Annotated in this window: 21 protein-coding genes; 3 read left to right on the forward strand and 18 right to left on the reverse strand. The window is 69.8% G+C overall.

All coding sequences use genetic code 11. From position 1 onward, the window contains the following. Positions 1 to 35 precede the first annotated feature (35 nt). Complete coding sequence (locus tag VC184_RS16155; protein ID WP_323986911.1) at positions 36 to 1,028, forward strand: LacI family DNA-binding transcriptional regulator; 993 nt, start codon at positions 36 to 38, stop codon at positions 1,026 to 1,028. 103 nt (positions 1,029 to 1,131) lie between these two features. Here VC184_RS16155 and VC184_RS16160 read toward each other — a convergent pair whose 3' ends face one another. From VC184_RS16160 to VC184_RS16210, 11 genes are all read right to left on the reverse strand, one after another. Beyond that, positions 1,132 to 1,974 (reverse strand): HpcH/HpaI aldolase/citrate lyase family protein, encoded by an 843-nt coding sequence (locus VC184_RS16160; RefSeq protein WP_274179143.1) that lies wholly within the window; start codon positions 1,972 to 1,974, stop codon positions 1,132 to 1,134. Continuing rightward, on the reverse strand, positions 1,971 to 3,158 hold the full coding sequence (locus VC184_RS16165; RefSeq protein ID WP_274179142.1) for a CaiB/BaiF CoA transferase family protein: 1,188 nt from the start codon (positions 3,156 to 3,158) through the stop codon (positions 1,971 to 1,973). The genes VC184_RS16160 and VC184_RS16165 overlap by 4 nt, the downstream gene beginning before the upstream one ends. Further along, complete coding sequence (locus tag VC184_RS16170; protein ID WP_323986913.1) at positions 3,155 to 5,110, reverse strand: SUMF1/EgtB/PvdO family nonheme iron enzyme; 1,956 nt, start codon at positions 5,108 to 5,110, stop codon at positions 3,155 to 3,157. Before VC184_RS16170 ends, VC184_RS16165 begins: the two co-directional genes overlap by 4 nt. After that, positions 5,107 to 6,039, reverse strand: coding sequence for a ribokinase (locus VC184_RS16175; RefSeq protein ID WP_269268391.1), 933 nt, complete (start codon positions 6,037 to 6,039; stop codon positions 5,107 to 5,109). The genes VC184_RS16170 and VC184_RS16175 overlap by 4 nt, the downstream gene beginning before the upstream one ends. Beyond that, positions 6,036 to 7,403, reverse strand: coding sequence for an ADP-ribosylglycohydrolase family protein (locus tag VC184_RS16180; protein ID WP_323986915.1), 1,368 nt, complete (start codon positions 7,401 to 7,403; stop codon positions 6,036 to 6,038). Before VC184_RS16180 ends, VC184_RS16175 begins: the two co-directional genes overlap by 4 nt. Then, positions 7,400 to 8,548, reverse strand: a complete 1,149-nt coding sequence (locus tag VC184_RS16185; protein WP_323986916.1) for an ADP-ribosylglycohydrolase family protein — start codon at positions 8,546 to 8,548, stop codon at positions 7,400 to 7,402. The genes VC184_RS16180 and VC184_RS16185 overlap by 4 nt, the downstream gene beginning before the upstream one ends. An 88-nt stretch (positions 8,549 to 8,636) precedes the next feature. Next, the gene (locus VC184_RS16190; protein ID WP_323986917.1) at positions 8,637 to 9,926 is read right to left on the reverse strand and encodes an ABC transporter substrate-binding protein; all 1,290 of its coding nucleotides are present in this window, start codon (positions 9,924 to 9,926) and stop codon (positions 8,637 to 8,639) included. A 43-nt stretch (positions 9,927 to 9,969) separates the two neighbouring features. Further along, positions 9,970 to 10,809 carry a carbohydrate ABC transporter permease gene (locus VC184_RS16195; RefSeq protein ID WP_220118278.1) on the reverse strand — a complete coding sequence of 280 codons (840 nt, stop codon included), beginning with the start codon at positions 10,807 to 10,809 and terminating at the stop codon, positions 9,970 to 9,972. Next, positions 10,806 to 11,750, reverse strand: a complete 945-nt coding sequence (locus VC184_RS16200) for a carbohydrate ABC transporter permease (protein ID WP_112615437.1) — start codon at positions 11,748 to 11,750, stop codon at positions 10,806 to 10,808. Before VC184_RS16200 ends, VC184_RS16195 begins: the two co-directional genes overlap by 4 nt. Further along, the gene (locus VC184_RS16205) at positions 11,747 to 12,796 is read right to left on the reverse strand and encodes a LacI family DNA-binding transcriptional regulator (RefSeq protein ID WP_323986918.1); all 1,050 of its coding nucleotides are present in this window, start codon (positions 12,794 to 12,796) and stop codon (positions 11,747 to 11,749) included. Before VC184_RS16205 ends, VC184_RS16200 begins: the two co-directional genes overlap by 4 nt. Positions 12,797 to 12,926: 130 nt before the next feature. Continuing rightward, positions 12,927 to 13,559 (reverse strand): TMEM175 family protein, encoded by a 633-nt coding sequence (locus tag VC184_RS16210; protein WP_323986919.1) that lies wholly within the window; start codon positions 13,557 to 13,559, stop codon positions 12,927 to 12,929. Positions 13,560 to 13,670: 111 nt separating this feature from the next. On the opposite strand from VC184_RS16210, the gene VC184_RS16215 reads away from it, so the two are divergent. Further along, positions 13,671 to 14,168 (forward strand): putative immunity protein, encoded by a 498-nt coding sequence (locus tag VC184_RS16215; protein WP_323987789.1) that lies wholly within the window; start codon positions 13,671 to 13,673, stop codon positions 14,166 to 14,168. Here VC184_RS16215 and VC184_RS16220 read toward each other — a convergent pair. Further along, positions 14,128 to 14,592: a DUF779 domain-containing protein gene (locus tag VC184_RS16220; protein WP_323986920.1), complete on the reverse strand. Its 465-nt coding sequence runs from the start codon at positions 14,590 to 14,592 to the stop codon at positions 14,128 to 14,130. The genes VC184_RS16215 and VC184_RS16220 overlap by 41 nt on opposite strands. Before the next feature lie 19 nt (positions 14,593 to 14,611). Further along, on the reverse strand, positions 14,612 to 16,159 hold the full coding sequence (gene exaC, locus VC184_RS16225) for an acetaldehyde dehydrogenase ExaC (protein WP_112615445.1): 1,548 nt from the start codon (positions 16,157 to 16,159) through the stop codon (positions 14,612 to 14,614). 192 nt (positions 16,160 to 16,351) lie between these two features. Between exaC and VC184_RS16230 the strand changes: the two genes are divergently transcribed. Further along, positions 16,352 to 20,041 (forward strand): family 43 glycosylhydrolase, encoded by a 3,690-nt coding sequence (locus VC184_RS16230; protein WP_323986921.1) that lies wholly within the window; start codon positions 16,352 to 16,354, stop codon positions 20,039 to 20,041. A gap of 68 nt (positions 20,042 to 20,109) precedes the next feature. Here the strand turns inward: VC184_RS16230 and VC184_RS16235 are convergent, their stop codons facing one another. The 5 genes from VC184_RS16235 to VC184_RS16255 all read right to left on the reverse strand — a co-directional run bounded on the left by VC184_RS16235 (position 20,110) and on the right by VC184_RS16255 (position 25,352). Continuing rightward, positions 20,110 to 20,625: a DUF2231 domain-containing protein gene (locus VC184_RS16235; protein WP_323986922.1), complete on the reverse strand. Its 516-nt coding sequence runs from the start codon at positions 20,623 to 20,625 to the stop codon at positions 20,110 to 20,112. Between the two features lie 13 nt (positions 20,626 to 20,638). Next, entirely contained in the window at positions 20,639 to 21,148 is a 510-nt protein-coding gene (locus tag VC184_RS16240) for a DUF2231 domain-containing protein (RefSeq protein ID WP_112615451.1), read from the reverse strand. Between the two features lie 85 nt (positions 21,149 to 21,233). After that, positions 21,234 to 23,387, reverse strand: coding sequence for a 4-alpha-glucanotransferase (gene malQ, locus VC184_RS16245; protein WP_323986923.1), 2,154 nt, complete (start codon positions 23,385 to 23,387; stop codon positions 21,234 to 21,236). Between the two features lie 26 nt (positions 23,388 to 23,413). Further along, complete coding sequence (locus VC184_RS16250) at positions 23,414 to 23,950, reverse strand: putative glycolipid-binding domain-containing protein (RefSeq protein ID WP_323986924.1); 537 nt, start codon at positions 23,948 to 23,950, stop codon at positions 23,414 to 23,416. A 73-nt stretch (positions 23,951 to 24,023) separates the two neighbouring features. Then, entirely contained in the window at positions 24,024 to 25,352 is a 1,329-nt protein-coding gene (locus VC184_RS16255; RefSeq protein WP_323986926.1) for a GAF domain-containing protein, read from the reverse strand. Positions 25,353 to 25,420: the final 68 nt, after the last annotated feature.

The raw sequence follows: 25,420 nt of genomic DNA on the forward strand, positions 1-25,420 counted from the left end.
AACATCGAACCCGAGACCCGCTCGACAGGAGACCCATGACCCGCGTCACACTCGCCGACGTCGCCGCCCGCGTCGGCGTGAGCGCGAAATCCGTCTCCAACGTCGTGAACGGGACGGGATGGGTCGGAGACGAGATGCGGCGACGCATCCTCGAGGCGATCGATGAGCTGGGGTACCGGCCCAATCTCGCCGCGCGACAGCTGCGCAACGGTCGCAGCGGACTGATCGCGCTCGTGCTCCCCGACCTGCGCGAGCCCTACTTCGCCGAATTCGCCTCGCAGTTCGTCACCAGCGCGCAGACCCGCGCGCTGACCGTTCTCATTGCGCAGACGGGCGGCGCCCGTCCCGCGGAACTGGCGATGATGGCCGGCGAGGGCTTCCCCGCGCTCGACGGGATCGTGATGAGCCCGCTCGCCCTTACTCTCGACGACGTACGGGACCGGCCGAACGGCCCCCCGCTCGTGCTGATCGGCGAGCAGGCCGAAGAGCTCCTCACTCCGTCCGTGCACCACGTCGGGATCGACAACATCTCAGCGGCTGCGGCCGCCACCACGCATCTCATCCAGCAGGGTCGGCGGCGCATCGCTGCGGTGGGGGTTCAGGAATCCGGGCCTACCGCCACCTCGCGGCTGCGGTTCGAGGGGTACCGGCGAGCGCTCACCGCAGCGGGCATCGCCGACGACCCCGCGCTCTACGCCTCGGTCGACCAGTTCAACCGCGCCGAAGGATCGACCGCCGTCGCGCGTCTCATCGCGAGCGGAACCGACTTCGATGCCCTGTTCTGCTTCAGCGACAGCCTCGCCCTCGGCGCGCTGTACACCCTCGGCACGCACGGCATCTCCGTGCCGGACCGCGTGCAGGTCATGGGCTTCGACGACATGGAAGAGGGACGCTTCCACATCCCCGCGTTCTCGACCGTCGACCACGGTGTCGAGAAGGCGGCGGCGTCGATCCTCGACATCCTGAGCGACGCGACGAGGCAGACCGGCGTGCACCACCAGGTGCCGTACCGCCTCATCACCCGCTGATCCCCCACCGAGGTCCCACTTCGGCCGGGAATCCCGGCTCGATAACCGGCCCAACCAGGACCTCGCATGCGACGGATGCAGCGGGCCCCGCGAATGCCGGGGGTCAGGGCGCGGCGGCGAGGATGCGCTCGGCGGCCTTGACCATCGCGATGTCGATGAAGGTGCCGTCATCGAGCACGAACGCGCCCGTCCCGTCCGCCGCCGCGGTGCGCACCCGCTCGACGATGCGCTGCGCTCGCTCGACCTCTTCCGGGCCGGGGGTGAAGGCCCGCCGGATCACCTCGATCTGCCGCGGATGAATGGCGGTGCGGCCTGCGTAGCCGAGCGCGCGCCCGGCCCGGCAGCTCTGCTCCAGGCCCTCGAGGTCGGCGACATCGGCCCAGACCGCCATGAGCGGAAGGGGCAGCCCGGCCGCAGCCGCCGCGTTCACGAGCCGCGCGCGCGACCATGCGAGCCCGGGTTCCCCGGCACGCCCCGCGGGCACGCCGATCTCCGCGCGCAGGTCGGCCTCGCCCACCGCGATCGACGCGACCCCGGCCTGCGCGATCTCGAACGCGCGCTCGATCGCCAGCGCCGACTCGAGCAGGGCATGCACCTCGCGCCCGGGCGCGGCGGCGCGGACCGCCGCGACGTCATCCGCCGACTGGGTCTTGGGCAGCCGGATGCCGAAGGCCGCGGGCAGATCCGCGACAGCGGCGACATCCTCGTCGTGCGCGTCCGCCCCGCGCGCGTTCACCCGGACCTGCACCGCCGGTGCGGCAGCCCCTCGCGACGCCCGAACCGCGGCGAACTCGGCGAGCGCCGCCCGCGCCTGCGCCTTGCGCGAGAGTGCCACGGCGTCCTCGAGGTCGACGATGACGGCATCCGCTCCCGCATCCAGCGCCTTCTCGAAGCGCTCGGGGCGGTCGGCGGGCGCGTACAGCGCGACCAGGATCGGGCGGGTCATGCGATCGATCCCTCCGCACGCATGCGCGCGATGTCGTCGTCGGCGTAACCGAGAGAGGCCAGCACCTCTGCGGTGTCGGCGCCGTGAGCCCGCCCGGTGAAGGCGATCGTCGACTCGTCGCGCGACATCCGGAACAGCGGTCCCTGCATCGCCATCTCGCCGAGATCGGGGTCGTGGATGCGGTGGACCGTGCCCAGCGCCTGGAACTGCGGGTCCGCGACGATGTCAGAGGGGTCGTACACCGGGGCGACCGCGGCCTGCGCGGCTTCGAACGCCTCGATCACCTCATCGCGCGTGCGCTGCGCGATCCAGCTGCCGACGGCCTCGTCGAGCTCATCGGCGTGCTGCGCCCGGCTCGATCCGCTCGCGAACCACGGCTCGGCCGCGAGGTCGGGGCGGCCGACGAGGGCCATCACCCGCTCGGCGATCGACTGAGCGCTCGTCGACACGGCGACCCACGAACCGTCGGCCGTGCGATAGGTGTTGCGCGGCGCGTTGTTCGCCGACCGATTGCCGGTGCGGGGCTGCACGGTCGCGAGCTGATCCCAGCGCGTGATCTGCGGGCCGAGCATCGCGAGGATCGGCTCGATGATCGCCACATCAACCACCTGCCCGCGCCCGTCCCGCTCGCGGGCATGCAGCGCAGTCATGATCGCGTAGGCGGTGGCGAGCGAGGCGATGCCGTCGGCGAGGCCGAACGGGGGAAGGGTCGGCGGACCGTCGGGCTCGCCCGTCGCGGCAGCGAAACCGCTCATCGCCTCGGCGAGCGTGCCGAAGCCGGGGCGACTGCGGTACGGACCGATCTGACCGAATCCGGTCACGCGGGCGAGAACGAGACCGGGGTTCTCCGCAGACAGCTCGTCGTACCCGAGTCCCCAGCGCTCGAGGGTTCCGGGGCGGAAGTTCTCGACGACGACATCGGCGGTGCGGGCGAGGCGCAGGAACGCCTCGCGCCCGTCGGCGGTGTGCAAGTCGATCGCCACGGTCCGCTTGTTTCGGCCGAGCGTCTTCCACCACAGGTTCTGCCCGTCCTTGCTCGGACCGTGGCCGCGCGCGGGGTCGGGCCGGGTCGGGTGCTCGACCTTGACGACCTCGGCCCCCATGTCGCCGAGGTGCATCGCGGCCATGGGACCGGCGAACAGCGTCGAGGCGTCGATGACGCGCAGTCCGTCGAGCGGGGTCACGGCCGCTCCTCCCAGCAGACGCGGAATCCGATCGACGGCGACGCGTCCTGGCCGAGGCCGGGTAGCAGCAGCTTGAGCGCGAACTCGGGCGCCTGCACACCGCCGTCGACGTACCAGTCCGAGCCTTCGCTGCGGTGGGCGCTGCCGCCCTTCAGCATCACGAACCGGGTGCGGCCGTCGGAGTGCTCCGACTCCGTCCAGTTCCACACCTCCGGCGCGCGTCGACGGAACGACGGAAGGGATGCCGCGAGCTGCCACTCGTCCTCGGTGGGGAGCCGCCCGCCCACCCACGCGGCGTACTCCCGAGCCCGCGCGAAGGTCACATCGGTCGCCGGGCGCTCGGGGTCACGGGCATCCGCGTCTTCACCGATCGCATCGAGGAACCGCGCGTACTCGGCCTCGGTCACCTCGGCCGCGCCGACGCGCACCGGATGCCGCACCTCGACGACGCGTTCGAGTGTGCGCTGGTCGTGCAGGCGAGGCGGCAGCGGCTTCCACTCGTCGACGTAGGGTGCGCCCTCGTACATCCCGGTCTCGCGGGCGCGGAAGCGCACGGTCAGCGCATGTGTGCCGGGCGGCACCGCGACGGTCGGTTCCTCCTCATCCGCCGCAGCGTCTCGCACGGGCCCGGTCCATGCCGGAGCGGTGAGGCGCCGCGCTCGGCGGTGCGGGAACGACACGTCCGCCACCGGCGGCTCATCGCGCAGCGCGGCTTTCACCTCGGCGACGACCGGCGGCACAGGGGTACCCGCGGCATCCGCGGTGAGCCGCACGACGGCGGCGACCCCACCGGCCGGCACCGTCACCGACGACACCTCATCGCCGGGCTCATGCAGCGGAACGTACCGACCGCCGGACTCGAGCTCGAACTCGACATCGGACCCCGACGTGTTGACGAGGCACAGCAGGGTCACGCCGTCGAGTTCGAACGCCGACCCGAAGACCGGTGCGTCGTGCACGGCGAGAGGCGTCCACTCCCCCTCGACCAGCCAGCGGTGCATGCCGCGCTGCACGGGCAGCATCCGCCGCAGGGTCGCGGCGTCGCGGTCGTTCCAGCCGACCCAGACGCCGAAGACGACCTCCCACACCATCACCCCGACGCCGTTGAGCCATGCCGAGCGCAGCTCTTCTGCGTGGTCGCGGTGCCACCGGCGGATGTGGTGCTGCATGTGTCGGCGCTCGAACCACCGGGCGCGCAGCACGCCGGGCACCTCCGAGTCGGCGAACCACTGGGCCCACGACAGGGTATGGTCGGCGATGCGCTCGGTCGCGAGCTTCGACTCGCCCTCGAGTCCGATGCCCGGGCGCGCGGCATCCAGGGCCGCGACGAGATCGGGATCGGCCTTCCGCAGCGTGTCGAGGAACACGCCGTCTGCACCGAGGCGCCGCACCGTGGCGGCGAGCTCGTCGGCGTCGTCTCCCGAGCGCCGCGTGCCGACATCCCACGGGTTGTAGTCGACGAACACGGCGACACCGGCGGCACTCAGCGCTTCGGCGGCTTCGACGAGCCCCGGAACCGCGTAGAAGTCCCACTGGTTGCGGTCGTCGATGCCGATGACGGGGTAGGCGTGCCACAGCACGAGCCCGTCGACGCCGCCGAACCGTCGCTGCGCGTCGGCGATGAAGCGTTCCGGCGTGAAGCGCTGCTCGTCGAAGTCGAAGAACAGCTCGTCCCAGAGCCAGACCTGGGCGACGGTGAAACATCGGCTCGCCCACGCCGACTCCGGCTGGTCGTACCGGGTCGGCACGCCGTGCCGTTCGCGCGCGCCCTCGCGCCACGCCGCCAGCTGGGCACGCCACGCACCGAGGTCGGCCGGATCCGTCGGCGCGACGAAGATCTTCGCGTCATCGAGCACCGTCGCGGCGTCGCCCGAGCGCACGTCGGCGTCGAGCGGCACCGGCGTCGGGCGATCGATCTCGCGCGGGACCAGGGGATCGAATCCACCGCTCACGGTCGGTTCTCCTTCCGGAAGGCGGCGACCTCATCGCTCGTGGGCACCGCGTCCTGCGCACCGGGGCGCGTGACGGCAAGAGCGGATGCCGCAGCACCGGCGCGCGCGGCATCCGCGAGCAGATCGAGACCGACGGCGTCGGGGCGGCGTCCGGAGGCGGCGAGCGCCGCGGCCAGCACACCGCAGAAGGTATCGCCGGCGCCCGTCGTGTCGACCGGCGTCACGACATGGGCGGGCACCTCGGTGCGCTCGTCACCGCAGACGACCAGGCATCCGCGAGAACCGAGTGTGACGACGAGTCCGCGCACCGTACGGGCGAGCTCGGCGACGGCCTCGTCGAGGGCTTCGACGCCCGCCGCTTCGAGTGCCTCGTGCTCGTTCACGATCAGCACGTCGGTCGCCGCGAGCAGCGCGTCGCGGGCGGAGGCGAAGGGTGCGGACGGCGCCGCGTTCAGCACGTGCCACGCGCCCTCACCCCGGGCCGCGGCGGCGTCCCGCACCAGGGCCACGGGGATCTCGAGCTGAGTGAGCAGAACCGACGCCGATGCGACCACCGCCCGCTGCGCGTCGGTGAGGGAGTCGCGCGCGGCATTGGCCCCGGCGGCGACGACGATCGCGTTCTCACCCGACGCGTCGACCGAGATGAGCGCTGTTCCGGTCACCTCGTCGACCTGCACCACACCCGAGACGTCGATGCCGTCGGCCTCGAGCGCCGCGCGCAACGCCGCGCCCGCGGCATCCGTTCCCACCGCGCCCACGAAGGCGACCTCCGCTCCCCCGGCACGCCGGGCGGCAACGGCCTGATTGGCCCCCTTCCCCCCGCCGGTGCGGACGAGCGACGACGCGAGCAGCGTCTCGCCGGGAGCGGGGATGCGGGCGACCCGGGCGACGACGTCCTGGTTGATGCTGCCGACGACGACGACGCTCACGAGCTTCCCTCCGCGAGGGCGACCGTCCGCTCGGCGAGCTCGCGGATCGACCGCTGCGGACCGCCGGGCATCGAGGTCGCGATGCGGTCGTTCAGGGGCGCGGTCCACGCGGACCCGATGCCGTCGGCACCGACGAGGCCGCCGACCACCGAGCCGACCGTGGCACCGACCGAGTCGGTGTCCCAGCCACCGGCGACGGCGAGCGCGACGGCGGCGCCGAAGTCGCGACCGTGGGCCTGCAGCGCGCACGCGGTGAGCGCGGCGTTGTTCAGCGTGTGCACCCAGTGCATCCCGGCGAACTCAGCGTGCAGGGCGTCGAGCGCACCCGCCGTCGTGAGCTCGCCCGCGGCAAGCGCCCGACCGGTCTCACGGCCGAACCGCACGGCCGCGGCCAGGCGGGATACGGGCGGCACGACGGTGTCGGCGGCATCCAGCACGGCATCCATCGAGTCGGCGACGAGGGATGCCGCGCAGAGGGCGGCCGCCCACATGGCGCCGTACAGGCCGTTGCGGGTGTGGCTGAGCCGCGCGTCGATCCACGCCGAGTGCGCCGCGGCCCGGACATCGCCGGGGTTCGCCCACCCGTGCACGTCGGCACGGATGAGGGCGCCGATCCACTCGCGGAACGGATTGCGGTGCGTCGCGGTCTCGGGCACCGGGCGTGCGTCGAGGATGTTGCGGTACGCGGCGCGTTCCGCCGTGAAGACGCGCCCCGCCGGGAGGGCGGAGAGCCACGCCTCGGCGACGTGGTCGGTCGTCAGCGCGGAGCCGTGCTGCTCGAGCAGGTCGAGGGCGAGGATAGGGAAGTTCAGGTCGTCGTCCTCGGGCATCCCGGCGATGTTCTCGACGAGCGAGGTCGGCGCCGAGCGACGGTTCCAGGGCCAGCGCTCGGCGACGTCTGCCGGCAGCCCGCGCGCGGTGAAGTAGCCGCTGACCGGCCAGTTTCCGGTAGCACGGGCGATCTGCTCGATGCCCTCGCGCGGGATCTTCTCGACCGGCTTGCCGAGCAGGCAGCCGGCCGACCGCCCCAGCCACGCGCCGTGCACGCGGTCGAAAGCTGCGTCGCCGACGCTCGGCTCGGGCTGCGCGGGAAGCAGCGCCGCGATCGCATCCCACTCGTCGGGCTCGTCCGCGCTCGGGCGCTGCAGCCCCTGCAGCTCATCGAGCACGCGACGCGCCTCCGCGCGCAGTTCGGGCGAAGCCGGCGTCGCGCTGGCCCCGGAAGGCGCGAGGACCGTCGCTCCGCCTGCCTGCGTCCACACCCGTTCGATCGCCGACAGTTCGTCGTCGGGCGCCCCCTGCTCGCGCAGGGCGACGAGCTCGGCGGGGACGAGGTCTTCGGGCTGAGCCCAGGTCAGTCTCACGCCCCGGCCCCCACCGACAGCAGCGACGACAGCGATTCCGCGCGGGCGGCGGCGCGCTCGGCATCGGCTCGGGCGACGTCGCGCACGACCTCGACCATCGTCGTGACGACGCCATCGAGGTCGAGGCGGCTCGCGGTCACGACCTCGTGGAGCCACTCCTCGGGAACGGCGGCGCTGCCGCGGAGGCCACCGCAGATCGCGCCCGCCATCGTGGCGATCGAGTCGGCGTCGCGGCCGTAGTTCACCGCGTCCAGGACGGCAGCACGCAGGTCGCCGTCGTGAGCGACGACGAAGCCGAGCGCGACGGGAAGCTCTTCGATGGCCTTCGTCCGCGAGGGAAGACGCGCGTCCATGGCAGGCGACCGGTAGGCCTCGCCCACGGTGTCGAAGGGCCGCACCGCGTCGCGGACGACGCGACCGAGCTCACGCGGATCGTCCGACCCGCCAGCGGCACGGAAGGCATCGACGGCCTCGAACACGGCGCGGATGGCGGCGGCGGTGCCGTCGTGCGCGACATCCAGCACCGCCCGTCGAACGTCGTCGACCGTCGCTCCGGGAGTGGCGGATGCCGCGACCGCGGCGGCGAACACGCCGGCGGCCTCGCGACCGTACGACCACTGGTGGGCGCCGGCGATGTCGATTGCTTCGGCGTAGGCGCCGCGCGGGTCGCCGATGTGCACGAGGCCGACGGGCGCCATGTACATCGTCGCGCCGCAGTTGACGACGTTTCCGACGCCCGCCTCACGGGGGTCGGCGTGGCCGTAGTGCAGCTTCATGACGAGCCACTTCTCGGCGAGGAAGACGCGCTGCAGGATGAGCGCTTCGTCTTCGAGCTCGGGGATCCACCGGCGCTCGCCCATCATGAGGGGCACGAGATCGCTCGCGACGTCGTAGGCGTCGAGGTGCCGGCGCTGCTTGGCGTACACCTCGATGAGCGCGTGGGTCATGAGGGTGTCGTCTGTGACGTGACCGTCGCCCTTGTGGTACGGCGCGATGGGGCGAGCCGTGCGCCAGTCGGGCAGGAAGGGACCGACGATCCCCTCGACACGTCCGCCGTGGCGCTCCTCGATCTGCTCAGGGGTCCAGCCCTCCGTCGCACCGCCGAGCGCATCGCCCACGGCGGCTCCCGCCAGTACTGCTGCCACCCGATCGTGCAACACGTCCATTACGTCCCTCTCTTCGTTCGAGCGTGTGAGGCGGGGGCGGATCGGATCGACCCGCCCCCGCGGATCGTCATCCGGCGACGTCGGCCCAGCCGTCGCTGAGCTGCGCGGCGAGCTGGTCGCGGTCGATCTGGTTCGCCAGGTACTGCTGGAACGCCGGCGTCGCGATCGTGTCCTTCCACTCGGTGTACTTCGACACCTTCAGGAACGGCGGACCTTCCAGGCCCTCGCCCGACGCGAGCACCTGCTTCCACGCGGCGTCGTCGCCGGCGAGCTCGGCAACCTGCGTGCGGGCGGCACCCGACGAGGGGATGAGCGCGTCGGCGTAGGCGATCTTCGCGAGGTTCTCGCCGTCCATGAAGAAGTTCAGGAACTCCGCCGACTCCTCCACGTGCTCCGAGTCGATGTTCACCGAGTACGTCTGCGGGTTCGCGGCCTGAATGGCGCCAGCCGATCCTTCGAGCGGCGGAAGCGCGACCCAGTTGAGGCCCTCGGGAGCATCCGCGGCGATGTTCGTCGCCTGGAACGAGCCCTGCACCGTCAGCGCGACCTTGCCGCCGTAGAACGACGGCAGCACGTCCGAGCCCGACTGCGTGAGCGAGGTCGGGTCGATCGACCGGTCGGTGTAGGCCATCTCGTGGATGCGCTCGGGCACGGCGAGCTCGTCGTCGCCCACCTCGATCGTCACGTCGTCGCCCTCACCGTCGAAGTAGCCGCCGTCGAAGCCCATCGACAGGCTCATCATCGTCGCGGTGGGCGAACCGAGACCCCAGCCGAGGCCGTAGTGGTCTGCCGTGGCCGTCGCTCTCGCGATCTCCTGGAGCTGATCCCACGTCATCGTGTCGCCCGTGGGCACCTCGACGCCCGCTTCGGCCAGCAGGTCGGCGTTCGCGAACGCCATGTACGACTGGAGGGTCGAGGGGTACGCGACGATCTGCCCGTCGTGGGTCACCGACTCCCAGATGCCGTCGGAGATGTCCGACTTCAGCTCGGGGTCGATGAGGTCGGTCAGGTCGGCGAGGTAGCCGTCTGCCGCGAACGACACGATCGAGCTCGCCTCGAAGTGGATGATGTCGGGCGCGGTGCCGCCCGAGAACTGGGTGATCAGCTTGTCGTAGGTGCCATCCCAGCCGGCCTGGATGATCTTGACCTGGACGTCGTCGTGCTCGGCGTTCCAGGCGTCGACGATCTCGCTGATGGCTGCCTGGGTCGCGGGCTGGTCCGACAGCGACTGGAACTGGAGGGTCACGACGTCGCCGTCTCCCCCGCTGCTGTTCGCGCTGCCCTGCTGGCATCCTGCGAGCGTGATGGCTGCGATGCCCACGAATGCGACGGCGCCGATGCCGCGGATTCTTCTCATGGTGTGGCCTTTCTGGTTTTCGGGTTTCGTCGTCACGGGGAGGTCAGCCCTTGACGGCACCGGCGAGCATGCCGCCGGTGAGCTTCTTCTGCAGGATCCCGAAGATGATGAGCGACGGGATCGTGGCGAGGATGGCGCCGGCGGCCAGCGGCCCCAGCTGGGTCTGCCCCTCGGCACCGAGGAACGAGCGCAACGCGATGGGCAGCGTGTACAGCTCCGGGCTCTGGATGAGCACGAGCGCGAGGAAGAACTCGTTCCAGGCCGAGACGAAGGTGAACATCGCCGTGGCGACCAGTCCCGGCACCAGCAGCGGCAGGATCACGGTGCGGAGGATGGTGAACCGGCCGGCACCGTCCATCTCGGCGGCTTCCTCGAGCTCCGGCGGGATCGCCGCGACGTACCCCTGCAGCATCCAGAGCGTGAACGGCATCGTGAAGGTGACGTAGACGAGGATGAGGCCGAACAGGGTGTCGTTCAGCTGCAGGCTCCGCAGCACGAGGAACAGCGGGATGATGATGAGGATCGTCGGGAACACCTGGCTGACGAGGATCCACACCGTGCCGGCCGCGCGCAGCCGGCCCTTCAGCCGGGCGAGGGCGTAGGCCATCGGCATCGACAGCAGCACCGCGACGATCATCGTGACGATCGAGACGAGCACCGAGTTGCCGGCCGCGGTGATCAGATTCTGCCGCTCGAGTGCGGCGATGTAGTTGCCGAAGTCCCACTGCTGCGGGATGAGGTTCACAGCGAGCGAGTTGAGCTCTCGGGTCGACTTGAACGACGCCGACAGCAGCCAGAGCAGCGGAAAGCCCAGGAAGATCAGGTAGCCCGCGAGCGCCAGGTACATCAGGACGGTCGCGTACAGGGGGCGCTTGGTGGTCACTTGCGGGCCCCCTTGTTCTGCCGGAACTGGTTGATCAGGTACAGCGAAAGGATCACCAGGATCGCCACGACGAGGACGTTGCCCATCGCCGACGCGTACCCGATCTCGCGGTTGCGGAACGCCTCGAGGTAGGTGAACAGCGGCGGGATCATCGTGCGGCCGCCCGGGCCGCCCTCGGTCAGCACGTAGATGAGGCCGAACGAGTTGAACTGCCAGATGAAGTCGAGCGCGGTGACCGCGATGATCACGGGCCGCAGGGCGGGCAGCGTGACGTGCCAGAACCGGCGGGCGGCTCCCGCGCCATCGACGGCCGCGGCCTCGTGCTGCTCGGGGGCGATCGACTGCATGCCCGCGAGAAGCAGCACGGTCGTCTGCGGAATACCGGCCCAGACGCCGACGACGATGACGGCGGGCAGCGCGGTCGAGAAGTCGCCGAGCCAGTTCACACCCGGGATGCCGAGCCAGCCGAGCACGCCGTTGAGCGGGCCCGAGTTGGGGTTGTAGATCATGCGCCAGACGATCGCGATGACCACCGGCGGCATCGCCCAGGGGATGAGTGCGAGAACGCGGGTCAGGCCCTTCAGCCGCAGGTTGCTGTTGAGCAGCAGAGCAAGGCCCATCGCGCTCACCAGGGTGAGGAGGGCGACCGACCCCGCCCAGACGATGCCGATCCCGAACGACTGCCAGAACCGGCGATCACCGGCGAGCTCGATGAAGTTGTCGAGCCCGATGAACGAGATCTCCGCGTTGCGCGCGAGGGTGGCATCCGTGAATCCGAGGAGCACGCCGCTGACGAGCGGGATGACCGAGAAGATGATGATCGGCAGCAGCGCGGGGGCGACGAGGGCGATCGCCTCTTTGCGCTGAGCGCGGGCGCGCGGCCCGATCTGCCGGACGCGGGGTGGGCGCGAGGACGTCTTCGTCTCTGCGAGCGTGGTCATCCGTGTGCCTTCTCTTCGTCGATGGGCTCGGGGCGGCGGAGGGCCGCGGGGACGGATGCCGACGTCGAGCCGCGCACGACCAGCGCGGGAGGAACCGTGACGGTGCGGGCCGGCCGCGTGTCGTCGGCGATCCGGGCGAGGAGCATCTCGGCGGCGGCGCGACCGCGCTCCTTCGCTCCGAGGTCGACGCTCGTGAGCCCGGGGCGGACGACCTCGGCGAGCTCGGTGTTGTCGAGGCCGGTCACAGCGATGTCGGCCGGGACCCGCAGGCCGAGGTCTTCGGCGGCACGCAGGACTCCGACGCCGATCAGGTCGTTCGCCGCGACCACCGCCGCCGGCCGGTCGGGCCGGTCGAGAAGCGGGAGCGCCGCGTCGTAGCCCGCGGCGATCGTGAAGTCGGCGGCGTCGACGTGCCGCGTCCGCAGGTCGTCGTACTGGCCCACCGCCGCGATGAAACCGTCGCGTCGCATGACACCGGGGGTGGTGTCGGTCGGGCCGTTGATGAACGCGATGTCGCGGCGTCCCTCGTCGACGAGGTGGTCGACGACGAGCCGCATCGCCGTCGGAGAGTCGGCGCGCACGGTGTCGAAGTCGGCCGAAGCGGGCAGCCGACCGAGGACGACGAACGGGATCGGAGCCGCGGCGAGCGCGGTGAGCAGCTCGTCGGTGACGCGCAGCGGCGACAGGATCAGCCCGTCGACATAGCCCCGACCGAGGTCGCGGACGACATCCACGGAAGACGACGATGTGCCGGTCGACGACAGCAGCAGGCGGTATCCGGATGCCGAGACCACCTGTTCGACCGCCGCCATCATCTCGACGTATACCGGGTTGCCGATGTCGGCGACGGCGAAGCCCAGCTGCAACGTGCGGCCCCGCTTGAGCGATTGCGCCGTGGCATCGGCCACGTAGCCGAGCTCGCGCGCCGCATCGCGCACCTTCGCCGCGGTCTCCGGACTCGCGACGAGTCCGTTCAGCGCTCGAGACGCGCTCGCGACGGAGACGCCGGCGCGGGCGGCGACCTGCGTGATCGTGACGCGGACCATGGCTCTCCCTCGAGCGGTTGTAAACGTTTCCAACGCTGGACGTTGTAAACGTTCTCACCCCGACCCCGCCCCTGTCAACCCCAGTTCTCCGCTTCGCCCGTTCACCTCGCGCCGCGACCGGGAGGCTGGGTCAGCGCAGAGTGCGGGCCATCAGCTTCTGCACCGTGCCGGTGAGGAACATGATGAACAGCCCGAGGTAGCCGACGGCCGGCAAGACGAGCGCGATCGCCAGCGCCACCAGGAACAGCAGGATCATCGAGAGATCGATCGACATCCCCAGGCGCAGATCATCCCGTGACGCGCTGTGCAGGTCCGGATGCCGCACCAGGTAGATCCGCGTCACGAGCAGCATCCCGCTCGTGACGACGAGCGTTCCGATGTAGAGCACCTTCTGCAGCGCGTCGTCGGCGACCTGGCCGGTGAGGGCGGTGACGACCGGCATCCAGACGATCGTGAGCATCCACGCGACCGTGATCCACATGAGCCCCGGGGTGATGCGCTGCACCGACACGAAGAGCCGGTGGTGCAGCATCCAGAACATCGCGATGAGCACGAAGCTGATGAGGAAGCTCTGCAGCTGATCGCGCTGATCGACGAGCCACTCCCACGTCGTGTGGTCGTGCCCCGCGCTCTCGCCGACGCTCTCCATGAGCGGCAGGATCAGCAACGTCATCGCGATCGCGACGACCGCATCGACGAACGCCTTCGTGCGCTCGGCGCTGAGTCCCCGGATGCCGGGCTCCGGCGCGACGTCATCGCTCATGCCGAGGATGCTAGCGCCCGGGTTCCGTGGTTCAGCGATCCCTGGTCGTCGAGAGCACCTACGGCCACGCGAAACAATGGGCGCATGGGAGCGGGAGACTTCGAACTGACGATGGGTGAGCTACGGGCGGTCGTCCGATTCGCCTCCGATTGCGCACAGGATCTGCTTCCCGAGTTCGAAGCGGTCAACCCCCAGGATTCACGGCCGCGCGAAGCGATCCGTGCGGCGCGCATGTTCACGGATGGCGCGCCACGGTCGAACCTGCAACGAACGGCCGCGTTCGCCTCGCATCGCGCAGCCAAGGACGCCTCGGAGGAGACCGCTCGACTTGCGGCGCTCGCATGCGGCGACGCTGCCGCGGCCGCCTACCTTCACCCGATCGCTAAGGCCTCGCAAGTCGGTCACATCCTCCGCGCGGCCGCATGCGTCGCGCTGGTCACCGAGCTGAGAACAGGAACTGCGGACGGCGCCACGGTTCGCGTTCTCGCCCATCGGGCGAATCCGCCCCTGCCCGAGATACTTCGTCGGTATCCGGTCGCGTCTCCGGGCACCTCCCGGATCTCGCAGCTCATGATTGATCTGGACTCGGCGATCCGAGCGCGGGACTAGTCCGGGGTGCCGCAACGATGTCATCAACTGCGGTGACCGGCACCAGCCCGAACGCCGCCAGCTCGGCGTCGTCGAGCATGCGCGACCGGATGATGAACCGCATCCCGGTCGGTCCCTCGACGCTGAAGCCGGCGCCGCGACCCGGCACGGCGTCGATCGTGATGTGCGTGTACTTCCAGTACTCGAACTGCGCGAGCGAGATGAACACCTCGATCGCGTCGTCGAGGCCGACGTCGAGATCCCCGAGCTTCACGTCGGCGGGGCCGGTCAGAAACATCCCGACCGGGTAGCACATGGGGGCGGAGCCGTCGCAGCATCCGCCCGACTGGTGGAACATCAACGGCCCGTGCTGGGCGGTGAGGTCGCGCAGCTGGGCCGCGGCGGCGTCGGTCACCGCGACCCTGCTGTACGTGTCGTTCGACATGGTGATGAGTGGATGCGGCTCAGAAGAAGCCCATCGCGCCTTCGGCGTACGACACGAGGAGGTTCTTCGTCTGCTGGTAGTGGTCGAGCATCTTGAGGTGGTTCTCGCGACCGATGCCCGACTGCTTGTATCCGCCGAAAGCGGCGTGCGCGGGGTACTGGTGATACGTGTTCGTCCACACGCGCCCGGCCTCGATCGCACGGCCGGCCCGGTAGGCGGTGTCACCCGAGCGGCTCCAGACGCCGGCGCCGAGTCCGTACAGGGTGTCGTTCGCGATGCCGATCGCGTCGTCGAAGTCGTCGAAGCTCGTCACCGAGACGACCGGCCCGAAGATCTCCTCCTGGAAGATGCGCATGTCGTTCGTGCCCTCGAAGACCGTAGGGGCCACGTAGTACCCGCCGCTCAGTTCGCCGCCGAGGTCGACCCGCTCGCCACCGGCGAGCAGCTTCGCTCCCCCGGCCTTGCCGATGTCGATGTACGACAGGATCTTCTCGAGCTGGTCGTTGGATGCCTGCGCACCGATCATCGTCGCCGGATCGAGCGGGTTGCCCTGGACGATCTTGCCGACGCGGTCGAGGCCGTCGCCGAGGAACGAGTCGTACACCGACCGCTGGATGAGCGCCCGCGACGGGCACGTGCACACCTCGCCCTGGTTGAGGGCGAAGAACGTGAAGCCCTCGAGGGCCTTGTCGTAGTAGTCGTCGCGCTCGCGCGCGACATCCTCGAAGAACACGTTGGCGCTCTTGCCACCCAGCTCGAGCGTGACGGGGATGAGGTTCTGCGAGGCGTACTGCATGATCAGGCGCCCCGTCGTCGTCTCGCCCGTGAACGCGACCTTGCGGATGCGGCGGTGCTGCGCGAGCGGCGCGCCCGCCTCGATACCGAATCCGTTGACGATGTTCACGACGCCGGCGGGCAGCAGGTCGCCGATCAGCTCGAACAGAAACAGGATCGACGCGGGTGTCTGCTCGGCGGGCTTCAGCACGACGCAGTTGCCGGCGGCGAGCGCGGGCGCGAGCTTCCACGTCGCCATGAGGATCGGGAAGTTCCACGGGATGATCTGCCCGACGACACCGAGCGGCTCGTGGAAGTGGTACGCGACGGTGTCTTCGTCGATCTGGCTGAGCGAGCCCTCCTGGGCGCGCAGGACGCCGGCGAAGTAGCGGAAGTGGTCGATCGCGAGCGGGATGTCGGCGGCGAGCGTCTCGCGCACGGGCTTGCCGTTCTCCCACGTCTCGGCCACCGCGATCTTCTCGAGGTGCTGTTCCATGCGGTCGGCGATTCTGTTGAGGATCACAGCGCGCTCGGCCGGCGTGGTCTTCTTCCACGACGCGAACGCCTGCCAGGCGACGTCGACGGCGCGGTCGATGTCTTCGACGGTGCCTCGACCCACCTCGCAGAACGGCTTTCCGGTGACGGGCGTGATGTTCTCGAAGTACTGCCCCTTGACGGGTTCGACGAACTCGCCGCCGATGTAGTGCCCGTAGCGGGCGCGGTACTCTGCAACGGCTCCGCGCTGACCGGGAGCGGCGTAGACGCTCGAGACGCCCTCTTCGACGATGGTCATGTCATCTCCTCGACTCCCCGCAGCGCCGATGCTGCGGTGGTGCCGGGCACGCTACGCCCCGCTACGTTGCAACGCGTTGCACGGCTCGGCGGGGAGGATGCCGCGCACTAGCGCTACGCGAATTGTGAGCGCTAACATTCGAGCGTCGTCAGTGCTGACGGCCATGCAACGACGCATACGAGAGGTTCCCCCGTGCCCGCATCCGCTCGCCCGGCGCCCTGGCGCCGACACCATCCCTGGACGCTCGCCGTCCCGATCGTCGCCGCACTCGTCGCCGCGCCGCTCATCGTCCCCGCCGCAGCTCAGGCAGTTGGCCCACTCCAGCATTCCGGGCAGGTCGCGTTCGTCGACACCCCCGACGGTCAGGCCGCGCAGGCGGCGCTCGACGCGCTAACCGTCACGAACATCGACGACGTGCGCGGCAACCTCACGCTGCCGACGACCTCGCAGGGACTCGACGTGACCTGGTCGTCGGCCGACACGAGTGTCATCACCGCTGACGGCATCGTCACGCGTTCCGAGGAAGACACCACCGTCGCGCTCACGGCATCCGTCACGAAGGGCGCGACGACGCTCACCCGCTCCTTTCCGGCCGCAGTGCGCAAGGCCGCGAACATCGGAGCCTTCGAGGGCTACACGTTCGCCTACTTCACGGGAAACTCCGTCGCGGGCGAGAACATCTACTTCGCCGCCAGCAACGGCAACGACGCACTGTCGTGGACCGAGCTCAACGGCGGCGAGCCGACGCTCACCTCCACGGAAGGCGAGAGGGGTCTGCGCGACCCGTTCCTCATCCGCTCGCCCGAGGGCGACACGTTCTACCTCATCGCCACCGACCTCTCCATCGGCCGCAACGGCGACTGGGGTCGAGCACAGACGCAGGGTTCGAAGTACCTCGAGGTGTGGGAGTCGCATGACCTCGTCACCTGGAGCGAGCAGCGCCACGTCCGCGTCGCCCCCGACAACGCGGGCAACACATGGGCGCCCGAGGCCTATTACGACGAGGCACTCGGCGAGTACGTGGTGTTCTGGGCATCGTCGCTCTTCGGCGAGGACGACCCGAACCATACGGGCAGCTTCTACCAGACCATGATGTACGCGACGACCCGCGACTTCACGACGTTCAGCGAGCCGAAGGTCTGGCAGGACTTCGGAGCATCGCGCATCGACTCCACGGTCCTCAAGGACAACGGCACCTACTACCGATTCACGAAGGATGAAGCCAGCACGACCGGATGCCGCGACATCATCCAGGAGTCCTCGACCAGCCTGACCGCCGTCGATGACCGAAGCGATCCCAGCTGGAACGCAGCCGACCCCGCCTGGAAGCTGATCGACAGCTGCATCGGTCGCGATGCCGGACTCGGCGCCGTCGAAGGCCCCACCATCTTCGCGGCGAACCCCGGCGACACCTCCGGGTCGAACTACTACCTCTTCGTCGACGAATACGGCGGACGCGGCTACATCCCCCTGGGAACGGATGACCTCGACGCGCCGGACTGGCAGGTGCCCGCGAGCTACCGCCTGCCCGCGAGCCCGCGCCATGGCACAGTGATGCCGGTGACCGCGGCCGAACTCGAAGCGCTGCGCGCCAACCTGCCGCAGCCCCTCGCGGCGAACGAGAAGGGCGAGCTGCTGCGCTACGACTTCACGGATGACGCGGGCGCGGTGCTTCACGACCGTTCCGGCGCCGGGCGTGACGCCCAGGTACGCGGCGGTGCGACGTTCACCGACGGCGCGCTCACCTTCGACGGCACCGACGACTACGTCGACCTGCCCGACAACGTCCTCGTCGGCGTCGACGACATCACGGTCGAGGCCGAGCTGCGGATCGACCCGGCCCAGCGCACCCCGTACTTCCTCTACGGTTTCGGCAACACCGGCGCTGACGGTGCCGGCAACGGCTACCTGTTCTCGACCGGCGACCAGTACCGCGCGGCACTGACCACCGGCAACTGGAGCGGCGAGCAGAACGTCACCTCGGGTGCGGCGCTTCCCCGCGACCGCTGGGTGCACCTCACCTACACCCTGACCGGGAACACGGCACGGCTGTACCTCGACGGTCAGCAGGTCGCCGAGAACACGAACGTGACGGTGCGCCCCAGTGACATCGGCGGCGGCAGCACGCTGGCGAACTACCTGGGCAAGTCGGTCTACAACGCCGACAACCTGTTACGCGGTCAGATGCGCGAGTTCGCGCTGTACAACCGCGCGTTGACCCCCAAAGAGATTGTGCAGAACTCCGGCAACTCCAGCGCGCTCGGTGCCGTGAGCCTGCAGGATGCCGGTGCCCTCAAGGTCGCGCCGATCGTCGACACCGACGCCGGCACGGTCCTGTTCCCGGTAAAGCGCGGCACGGATCTGACGCAGTTGCGCCCGGTCTTCACGACGGCATCCGGCACCACCGCCACGCCCGCGTCGGGCACGGTCCGCGACCTGAGCAAGCCTGCCACCGTCACGCTCACGACCCCCGGACAGCCCGACGCCGTCTGGACGCTCGAGGCTGTGGAGATGAAGAGTCCGGTGCTGCCGGGTCTGTACGCCGATCCGAACATCGCCGTGTTCGGTGACACCTATTACATCTACGCGACCACCGACGGCACCCCCGGCTGGGGCGGCAACACGTTCTACGTCTGGACGTCGAAGAACCTGATCGACTGGACGCGGTCAGACGAGCCCATCCTGACGCTGGACGGCGCGAACGGGAACGTTCCGTGGGCCACCGGCAACGCGTGGGCTCCGACGATCATCGAGAAGGGCGGGAAGTACTACTTCTACTTCAGCGGGCATGAGCCGAACGCGAACCGCAAGATGATCGGCGTCGCCGTCGCCGACAGTCCCGAAGGACCGTTCACCGCACAGGCGGAGCCGATGATCACCAACGACGAGGCCGTCAACAGCGGTCAGGCGATCGACCCGGCGGCGTTCACCGACCCCGAGACCGGGAAGTCGTACCTCTTCTGGGGCAACGGACGACCCGTCTACGGCGAGCTGTCCGACGACATGCTGAGCGTCGAGAACGGGACGATCACGCCGATCGACGGACTGGTCGACTTCCGTGAGGGACTCTTCCTGAACTACCGCGACGGGACGTACCACCTGACGTACTCGATCGACGACACCGGTTCGGAGAACTACCGCGTCGGTTACGCGACGTCGACCAGCATCGACGGACCGTGGACCTACCGGGGCCTCCTGTTGCAGAAGGACCCGTCGCAGGGGATCCTCGGCACTGGTCACAGCTCGATCATCAACGTCCCCGGCACGGACGAGTGGTACATCGCGTACCACCGGTTCGCCATCCCCGGCGGCAACGGCACCAACCGCGAGACGACGATCGATCGCCTCGAGATCGGCGAGGACGGGCTGTTCCAGACCGTGACGCCGACGCTCGCGAGCGTCGACCCGCGCGAGGTGCCCGGTACGACCGAGCCCAACCCGACGGAGCCTAACCCGACCGAGCCGAACCCGACCGAGCCCGGCACCGCGGCCCCGGTCGTGTCGGTCTCGGCCACGACGGTCGAGCGCGGACAGGCCGTGCGGGTGACGGTCACCGGTCTTGAGGCCCGCGAGCAGGTCATCGCCGAGCTGCGGAGCGACCCGATCCGGGTGTCGGGCATCCCGGCCGCCGATGCGAACGGGCGCGTCGCGTTCGACGTCCGCATCCCCGCCGATCTGGCCACGGGCGCCCACACGATCGTGGTCTTCGGTGCCGACGGTCAGGTGATCGGCAGCGCGGCGATCACCGTGGTCGCCTCCGGGCAGCTCGCCGTCACCGGCGCTCAGGCGCCGCTCGGTGGCGCACTGCTGGCTGCGCTCCTGCTCGTCGCGGGAGGCGCGCTGTGGTCGGTTCGGCCCGCACGCCGGGCAAGCGCCGCCTGACACCGGCGCCCACCGACGCCAACGGGCGGCGGCCTTCTCCAGAAGGTCGCCGCCCGTTTCGATCGCGCTCAGTGCCGGCTGCGTCGCGTGACGAATCCCTCGGCCTGCTTCGATTCGTGGGCCACCCGGACTCCGTAGCGATAGGCGAGCTTGCCCCCGAGCCATCCCGACGCGCTGAGGGTCAGCAGGCTCACGGCGCTGAAGATGACGCCCGCGATGGGGATGTCGTCGGTCGACGTCCGCAGGAAGAGCTGGAACAGGTACGCGCCGCACACCACGAAGTTCAGCCCCATGTGGATCGTGGCGGTGCTCGACGAGCGCGTCCGATCGGGGATGCGGAGGTAGTCGAAGATGCCCAGCACGATAGCCACGACACTGCCAACCAGCCCGATCCCGATCAGGACGCGCGAACCCACGGCGTACGGGGTCGGGTCGGCGACGATCAGGCCGATGATGTCGAAGACGAAACTCGCGATCCACGCCCCGATCGGGATCGTGACGGCGATCGGGTGGAACGGGTGTCCGTAGGGGCCGGCGAGGGGGTTCGCGGGCCGCTTGTCGGGACGGGTGTCCAGGTCGGTCATGATCTCTCCTCGGTCAGGGCAGCGGTTCCAGGCCCTCGGCCTGGGTCGTCTCGGTCGCGACGCGGACGCCGTAGGTGTGGGCGAGCTTCCCGCCCAGCCACCCCGACACCGAAAGAAGGGCGAGTCCACCGAAACTCGCGATCATCGCCAGGGTCGGCACGGTCTCCTCGTCGACGCGAAGCGCGAGGCTTCCTGCGAACACCGCCATCGCGATGAGGTTGAGGATCATGTGGGTCAGCCCCGTCGCCCGCGCAGGGGTGCCCTTCGGGATGCTGCTCCAGTCGATCAGCCCCAGCACCGACGCGACGACGGCGCCCAGAAGACCGATCGCGATGAGGATGCGGGCGCCGAGGGCGAAGACGGCGGCATCCGGACTCATGACGGCGATGACGTCGAAGACGGATGCCGACACCCAGGCGCCGATCGGCAGGATGATCGCGATCGCGTGGAATGGGTGCCCGTAGGGCCCCGCGATCAGCGACCGCGGATACTTCGCACGCGTCAGGGGTGCGGTGTCGACCATGGCGTCTCCTCTCGTCCGACGCCCCGACCGTACGGGTTCCCCGGGGTACGACACGTACCGGGTTGACAAGCCCGGCGCGCGACCTCTACGGGCGGCCGCGCATGGCCCGCTCGACAGCATCCACCAGCGAGCGGTATCTCGGTGATGAGGCGAGATCATCGAGCAGCACGGCTCTGCCGTCGGCATCCGCCAGCGGAACCTGCCAGTTCGGGTACTCGTCGTCGGTGCCGGGCTGATTCTGCACACGCTTCTCGCCGACGGCATCGACGAGCGAGACGCCCAGCAAGCGCGAGGGCGATGCGGCGAGGAAGACGTGCAGAGCCTCGACGACCTCCTGCTGGCTCGCGCCGGCGGAGATCAGCCCGCGAGAGCGCAGCTCCGCCAGCATCCGGTCGCGCTCGCGCTCGAAATCGGCGAGCTCGTCGTCGACCGACCTGGTCAGCAGGCCGAGCCGGGCGCGCAGGGCGACGTGCTCGCCGTCGAGGTAGCCGGCCGTCGGCGGCAGGTCGTGCGTGTTGACGGTCGCGAGCAGGTCGGTACGGTAACGCTCGGGAGGCAGCGGTCCCCCGTCGTCGTCGCTCTCGAACGACAGGACCGAGGTGCCGAGGATGCCGCGCTCGGCGAGATAATCGCGCACCCACGGCTCCACGAGGCCGAGGTCTTCGCCGATGATCACCGCACGGGCTCGCTGGGCTTCGAGAGCCAGCACGCCGATCATGGCCTCGTGGTCATAGCGAACGTACGTGCCTTCGCCCGGCCCGAGCCCCTCTGGAATCCACCACAAGCGGAAGAATCCGAGGATGTGATCGATCCGCAGGGCGCCCGCGTGCCGCAGCAGCGACCGGAGCATGTCACGCAGCGGCGCGTAGGCATGCTCGGCGAGGGCACGCGGCAGCCACGGTGGCTGATTCCAGTTCTGGCCCTGCTGGTTGTACATGTCGGGAGGTGCGCCCACCACGACGCCCGGCGCGTACAGATCACGGAGCGACCACGCGTCCGACCCGGTCGTCGAGACGCCGACGGCAAGGTCGTGCATGATGCCGATCCGCATTCCGGCGGCAGCCGCGGCGGCAGCCGCGTCGCCGAGCTGCTCGTCGACGATCCACTGCAGCCACACGTGGAACGCGATGCGCTCAGCCAGCTGTTCCCGCAGCGCACCCACCGCGGGGTCATCGATTGCGATTCCGTCCGGGAGCCGGTCGCCCGTTTCCGTTTCGTGCTCGCGCAGCGCGCACCACAGGGCGAAGTCGGCGAGTGCCGACCCCTCCCGCCGCGCGAAGGCGTCACGCTGCGCGCGTCGGGCGGGAGAGAGCTCGACGTCATGAACGAGCGCGAGCGCCTCTCGTTTCGCGCTCCAGACCGCATCCCGATCGATGCGCTCCGCGTCCGTGTTGGTGGCGGCTGCGTCCCGCTGCAGCCGGTGGAAGCGATCGAGACCGGACTCGGAGAGGTATGCCGCTTCCGGAATGAGCTCCGGGCGGACGTACAGCGGCGCGAGGAATCGGCGCGACGACGGCAGGTAGGGCGACGGCTCGACAGGCGTCGTGACCTCCGCGGCGTGCACCGGGTTGATCAGCAGATAGTCGGCGCCCGACTCCCCCGCGATCGCAGCGAGGTCGGCGAGGTCCGCGAAATCGCCCATCCCCCACGATCGCCGCGACCGCACCGAGTACAGCTGCGCCATGAGTCCCCACGAGCGCTGGCCCGGTTCGGCGGGTGGCGGTGTGAGGCGTTCCGGCGTGACGATCAGCGCCCCACTGTCGTGCACATCGCCTTCCCCGCCGTACTGGCGCACCTGGACCGTGTGCCATCCCAGCGGGACATCCTCGGGCACGGGCACGCGCACCCGCCAGCGCGTCCGGCCGTCGACCGTGCGCGCGACCGGCTGCTGAGCGGGTATCGAAAGGGGACGCACCGAGCCGTCTTCCAGCACGATGGCCACCTCGACGTCATTGCCGTCGGCGACATGCAGCTCGATCGTCCCACCACCCCGGCGCACGACGGTCGAGGCGGGTACGAGCCGCCGCCAGGGTTCGGCTATCGACTCGGCGAGCGCCTGCTCGGCTGCCGCGTCGTCATCCGCGACCACACCCATGGCCGCCAGCACCGCACGGAGGGTGGTGGCGGGCACATCGACATGCTCGCCCGAGAAGGATGAGTATTCAGTGGCTATGCCGTATGCCCGGGCGAGCGAGACGAGAGCCGGCGTCGGGGCGTCGTCGGGGGTCGCATCGGTCATCGTCTTCTCCTCATCGCCATGATCGGTCACGATCCCGTCACCCGCTCGAAGACTCCCGGGTAGCTCAGGACGAAGCCGTCATCATCGACGGTGAGCGTTCGCCGGAAGTCGCGATCCCGCGACTCGAAGCAGTAAACGCGCGGCCCGACGCGCGTGTAGCGCTGGCGCCCCAGAGCGACATCCAGCGACGGCACCTGCACCCACGCAACCTCGACGTCGGCTCGGCCGCCCACGGCGAGCCCCAGCCGTCGGATCGGAAGAGCGTTGGTGGCCGGCGTGGCCGTGATGTCGATGTCGGTCGCACCGGCGAGATCGGGGCGCTCCTCACCGTCGACCGACCACACGCCATCCATGAGTTCGACGTGAAGTGTCCGCCCGCCCGACTCGATCGCCGCGTGATGGAACAGGCCGTGCTCGTCGATTCGCACCGCGTAACGACAGGGTCCGTCTCCGCCATCGACTTCTCCGACGATGCGGATGCCGTCATCGGAATACTCCGCGGTACACCGGTCGAGCGTCTCGACGGATCCGATGCTCGTCCATGAGATTCGTGTCGTCCTCATCGGTCGCCTCCTCCGATGTTTCACGTGCAACATCGTCCGCCATCCTCCCAGCGGCTGCGCCACGACGAAACGGTCAGTCCGCGGGGTTGCCGAGGGAGGTCAGTCGTGCGACGATGCCCGCCCGTTTCGGCGACCGTGCCGGAAGCAGCTGCAGGCAGAGACGCAGGACATCGACGTCGTCCGCGCCATCGTCTGTGTCGGCGTACTCCAGCAGCACGTCCACCGATGCCTCCGCCAGGAGAGCCTCACGCAGAGAGGCGCGAAGCCGATCACGAACCTCCTCCGTCCCGGGAGCGCTCGAGTCCGGCAGAACCGGGCCCGCGTACGCCGCGAGGGCGACGCGGTGAGCGCCGCGGTCGAGCAGGGACGCCACCTGTTGCGCGTCGGTCTCGAGCTCGGCCGGAAGGCGGTAGGGCCGCGACAACGGCACGAGGTGCGGGGCGGCCTGCTCGAGCACCCGCCGTAGCCGAACCATCTCGGGTCGAAGAGTGTCCGTCGCGTCGGGACCGTAGACGAGCTCGGCGAGTCGCTCCGCCGAAAGCCCCTGACGGTAGGTGGCGAGCATCAGCAGGATGTCGGCGTGCCGAGCCGACACTTCGACGATCCGCTCTCCGGAGGCATCAGTGGTCTCCAGGAGAGCGCGATCGCGACCGAGCACACGCAGGGTCGAGGCGGTCGGTGCTGCGGCATCCCGTCGACGCTGCCGGGCGAAGCCGCGTGGCGGGTCGGCCCGGGAACGCAGTCGCGCCACCAGGAGTTCACTCTCGATCGCCCGCGCCGTCGCGTCGACGAGGAGTCGCGCCTGCGGCGTGGCCGCCTCCGCCCGACCGGTCACGTCGATGACGCCGAGAAGTCGGCGGGTCTCGGGGTCGTGTACCGGTGCAGCCGTGCATGACCAGGGCTGCACGAGGCGGTTGAAGTGCTCCGCCCCGCGGATCTGCACCGACCGGTCGAGCTGAAGCGCCGTCCCGGGCGCCGAGGTGCCGACGGTGGATTCCGACCAGTTCGCGCCCGCCACGAAGCCCATGTCGCCGGTGAGGGTCCGCACGCTGGTGTCGCCTTCGACCCACAGCAGACGGCCGGCGGCATCCCCCACGGCGACGACCACTCCGGAATCAGTGCTCGGCACGAGCAGCGCACGGACCATGTCCATGACCCCGGCGAGCGGGTGGGCGCTACGGTATGCGGCCAGCGCTCGTTCGTCGAACTCGAGCGGTGGCAGTGCCTCGGCGCGGACGAGGTTCGCCATCGAACGGCGCCACGATTCGCGGACGAGCGACCGGACGTCGTCCAGTCGACGCTCGGCGTCAGCCCCGGCCAGCAGCTCGTCCCGCGCGCGTTCGATCAGCAGACGGGACGACTCGGGAGCGACATCCCATTTCGCGGACCACGACGAGGACACGGACGACTCCGATCGGCGGTGAAGGAGCGCCCTCAGCCTAAGCCGGACGAACCCGTCGCGGTAGGGCT

Origin of the sequence: Microbacterium plantarum (genome assembly GCF_035231185.1) — a bacterium.
Taxonomy (GTDB): domain Bacteria; phylum Actinomycetota; class Actinomycetes; order Actinomycetales; family Microbacteriaceae; genus Microbacterium; species Microbacterium plantarum.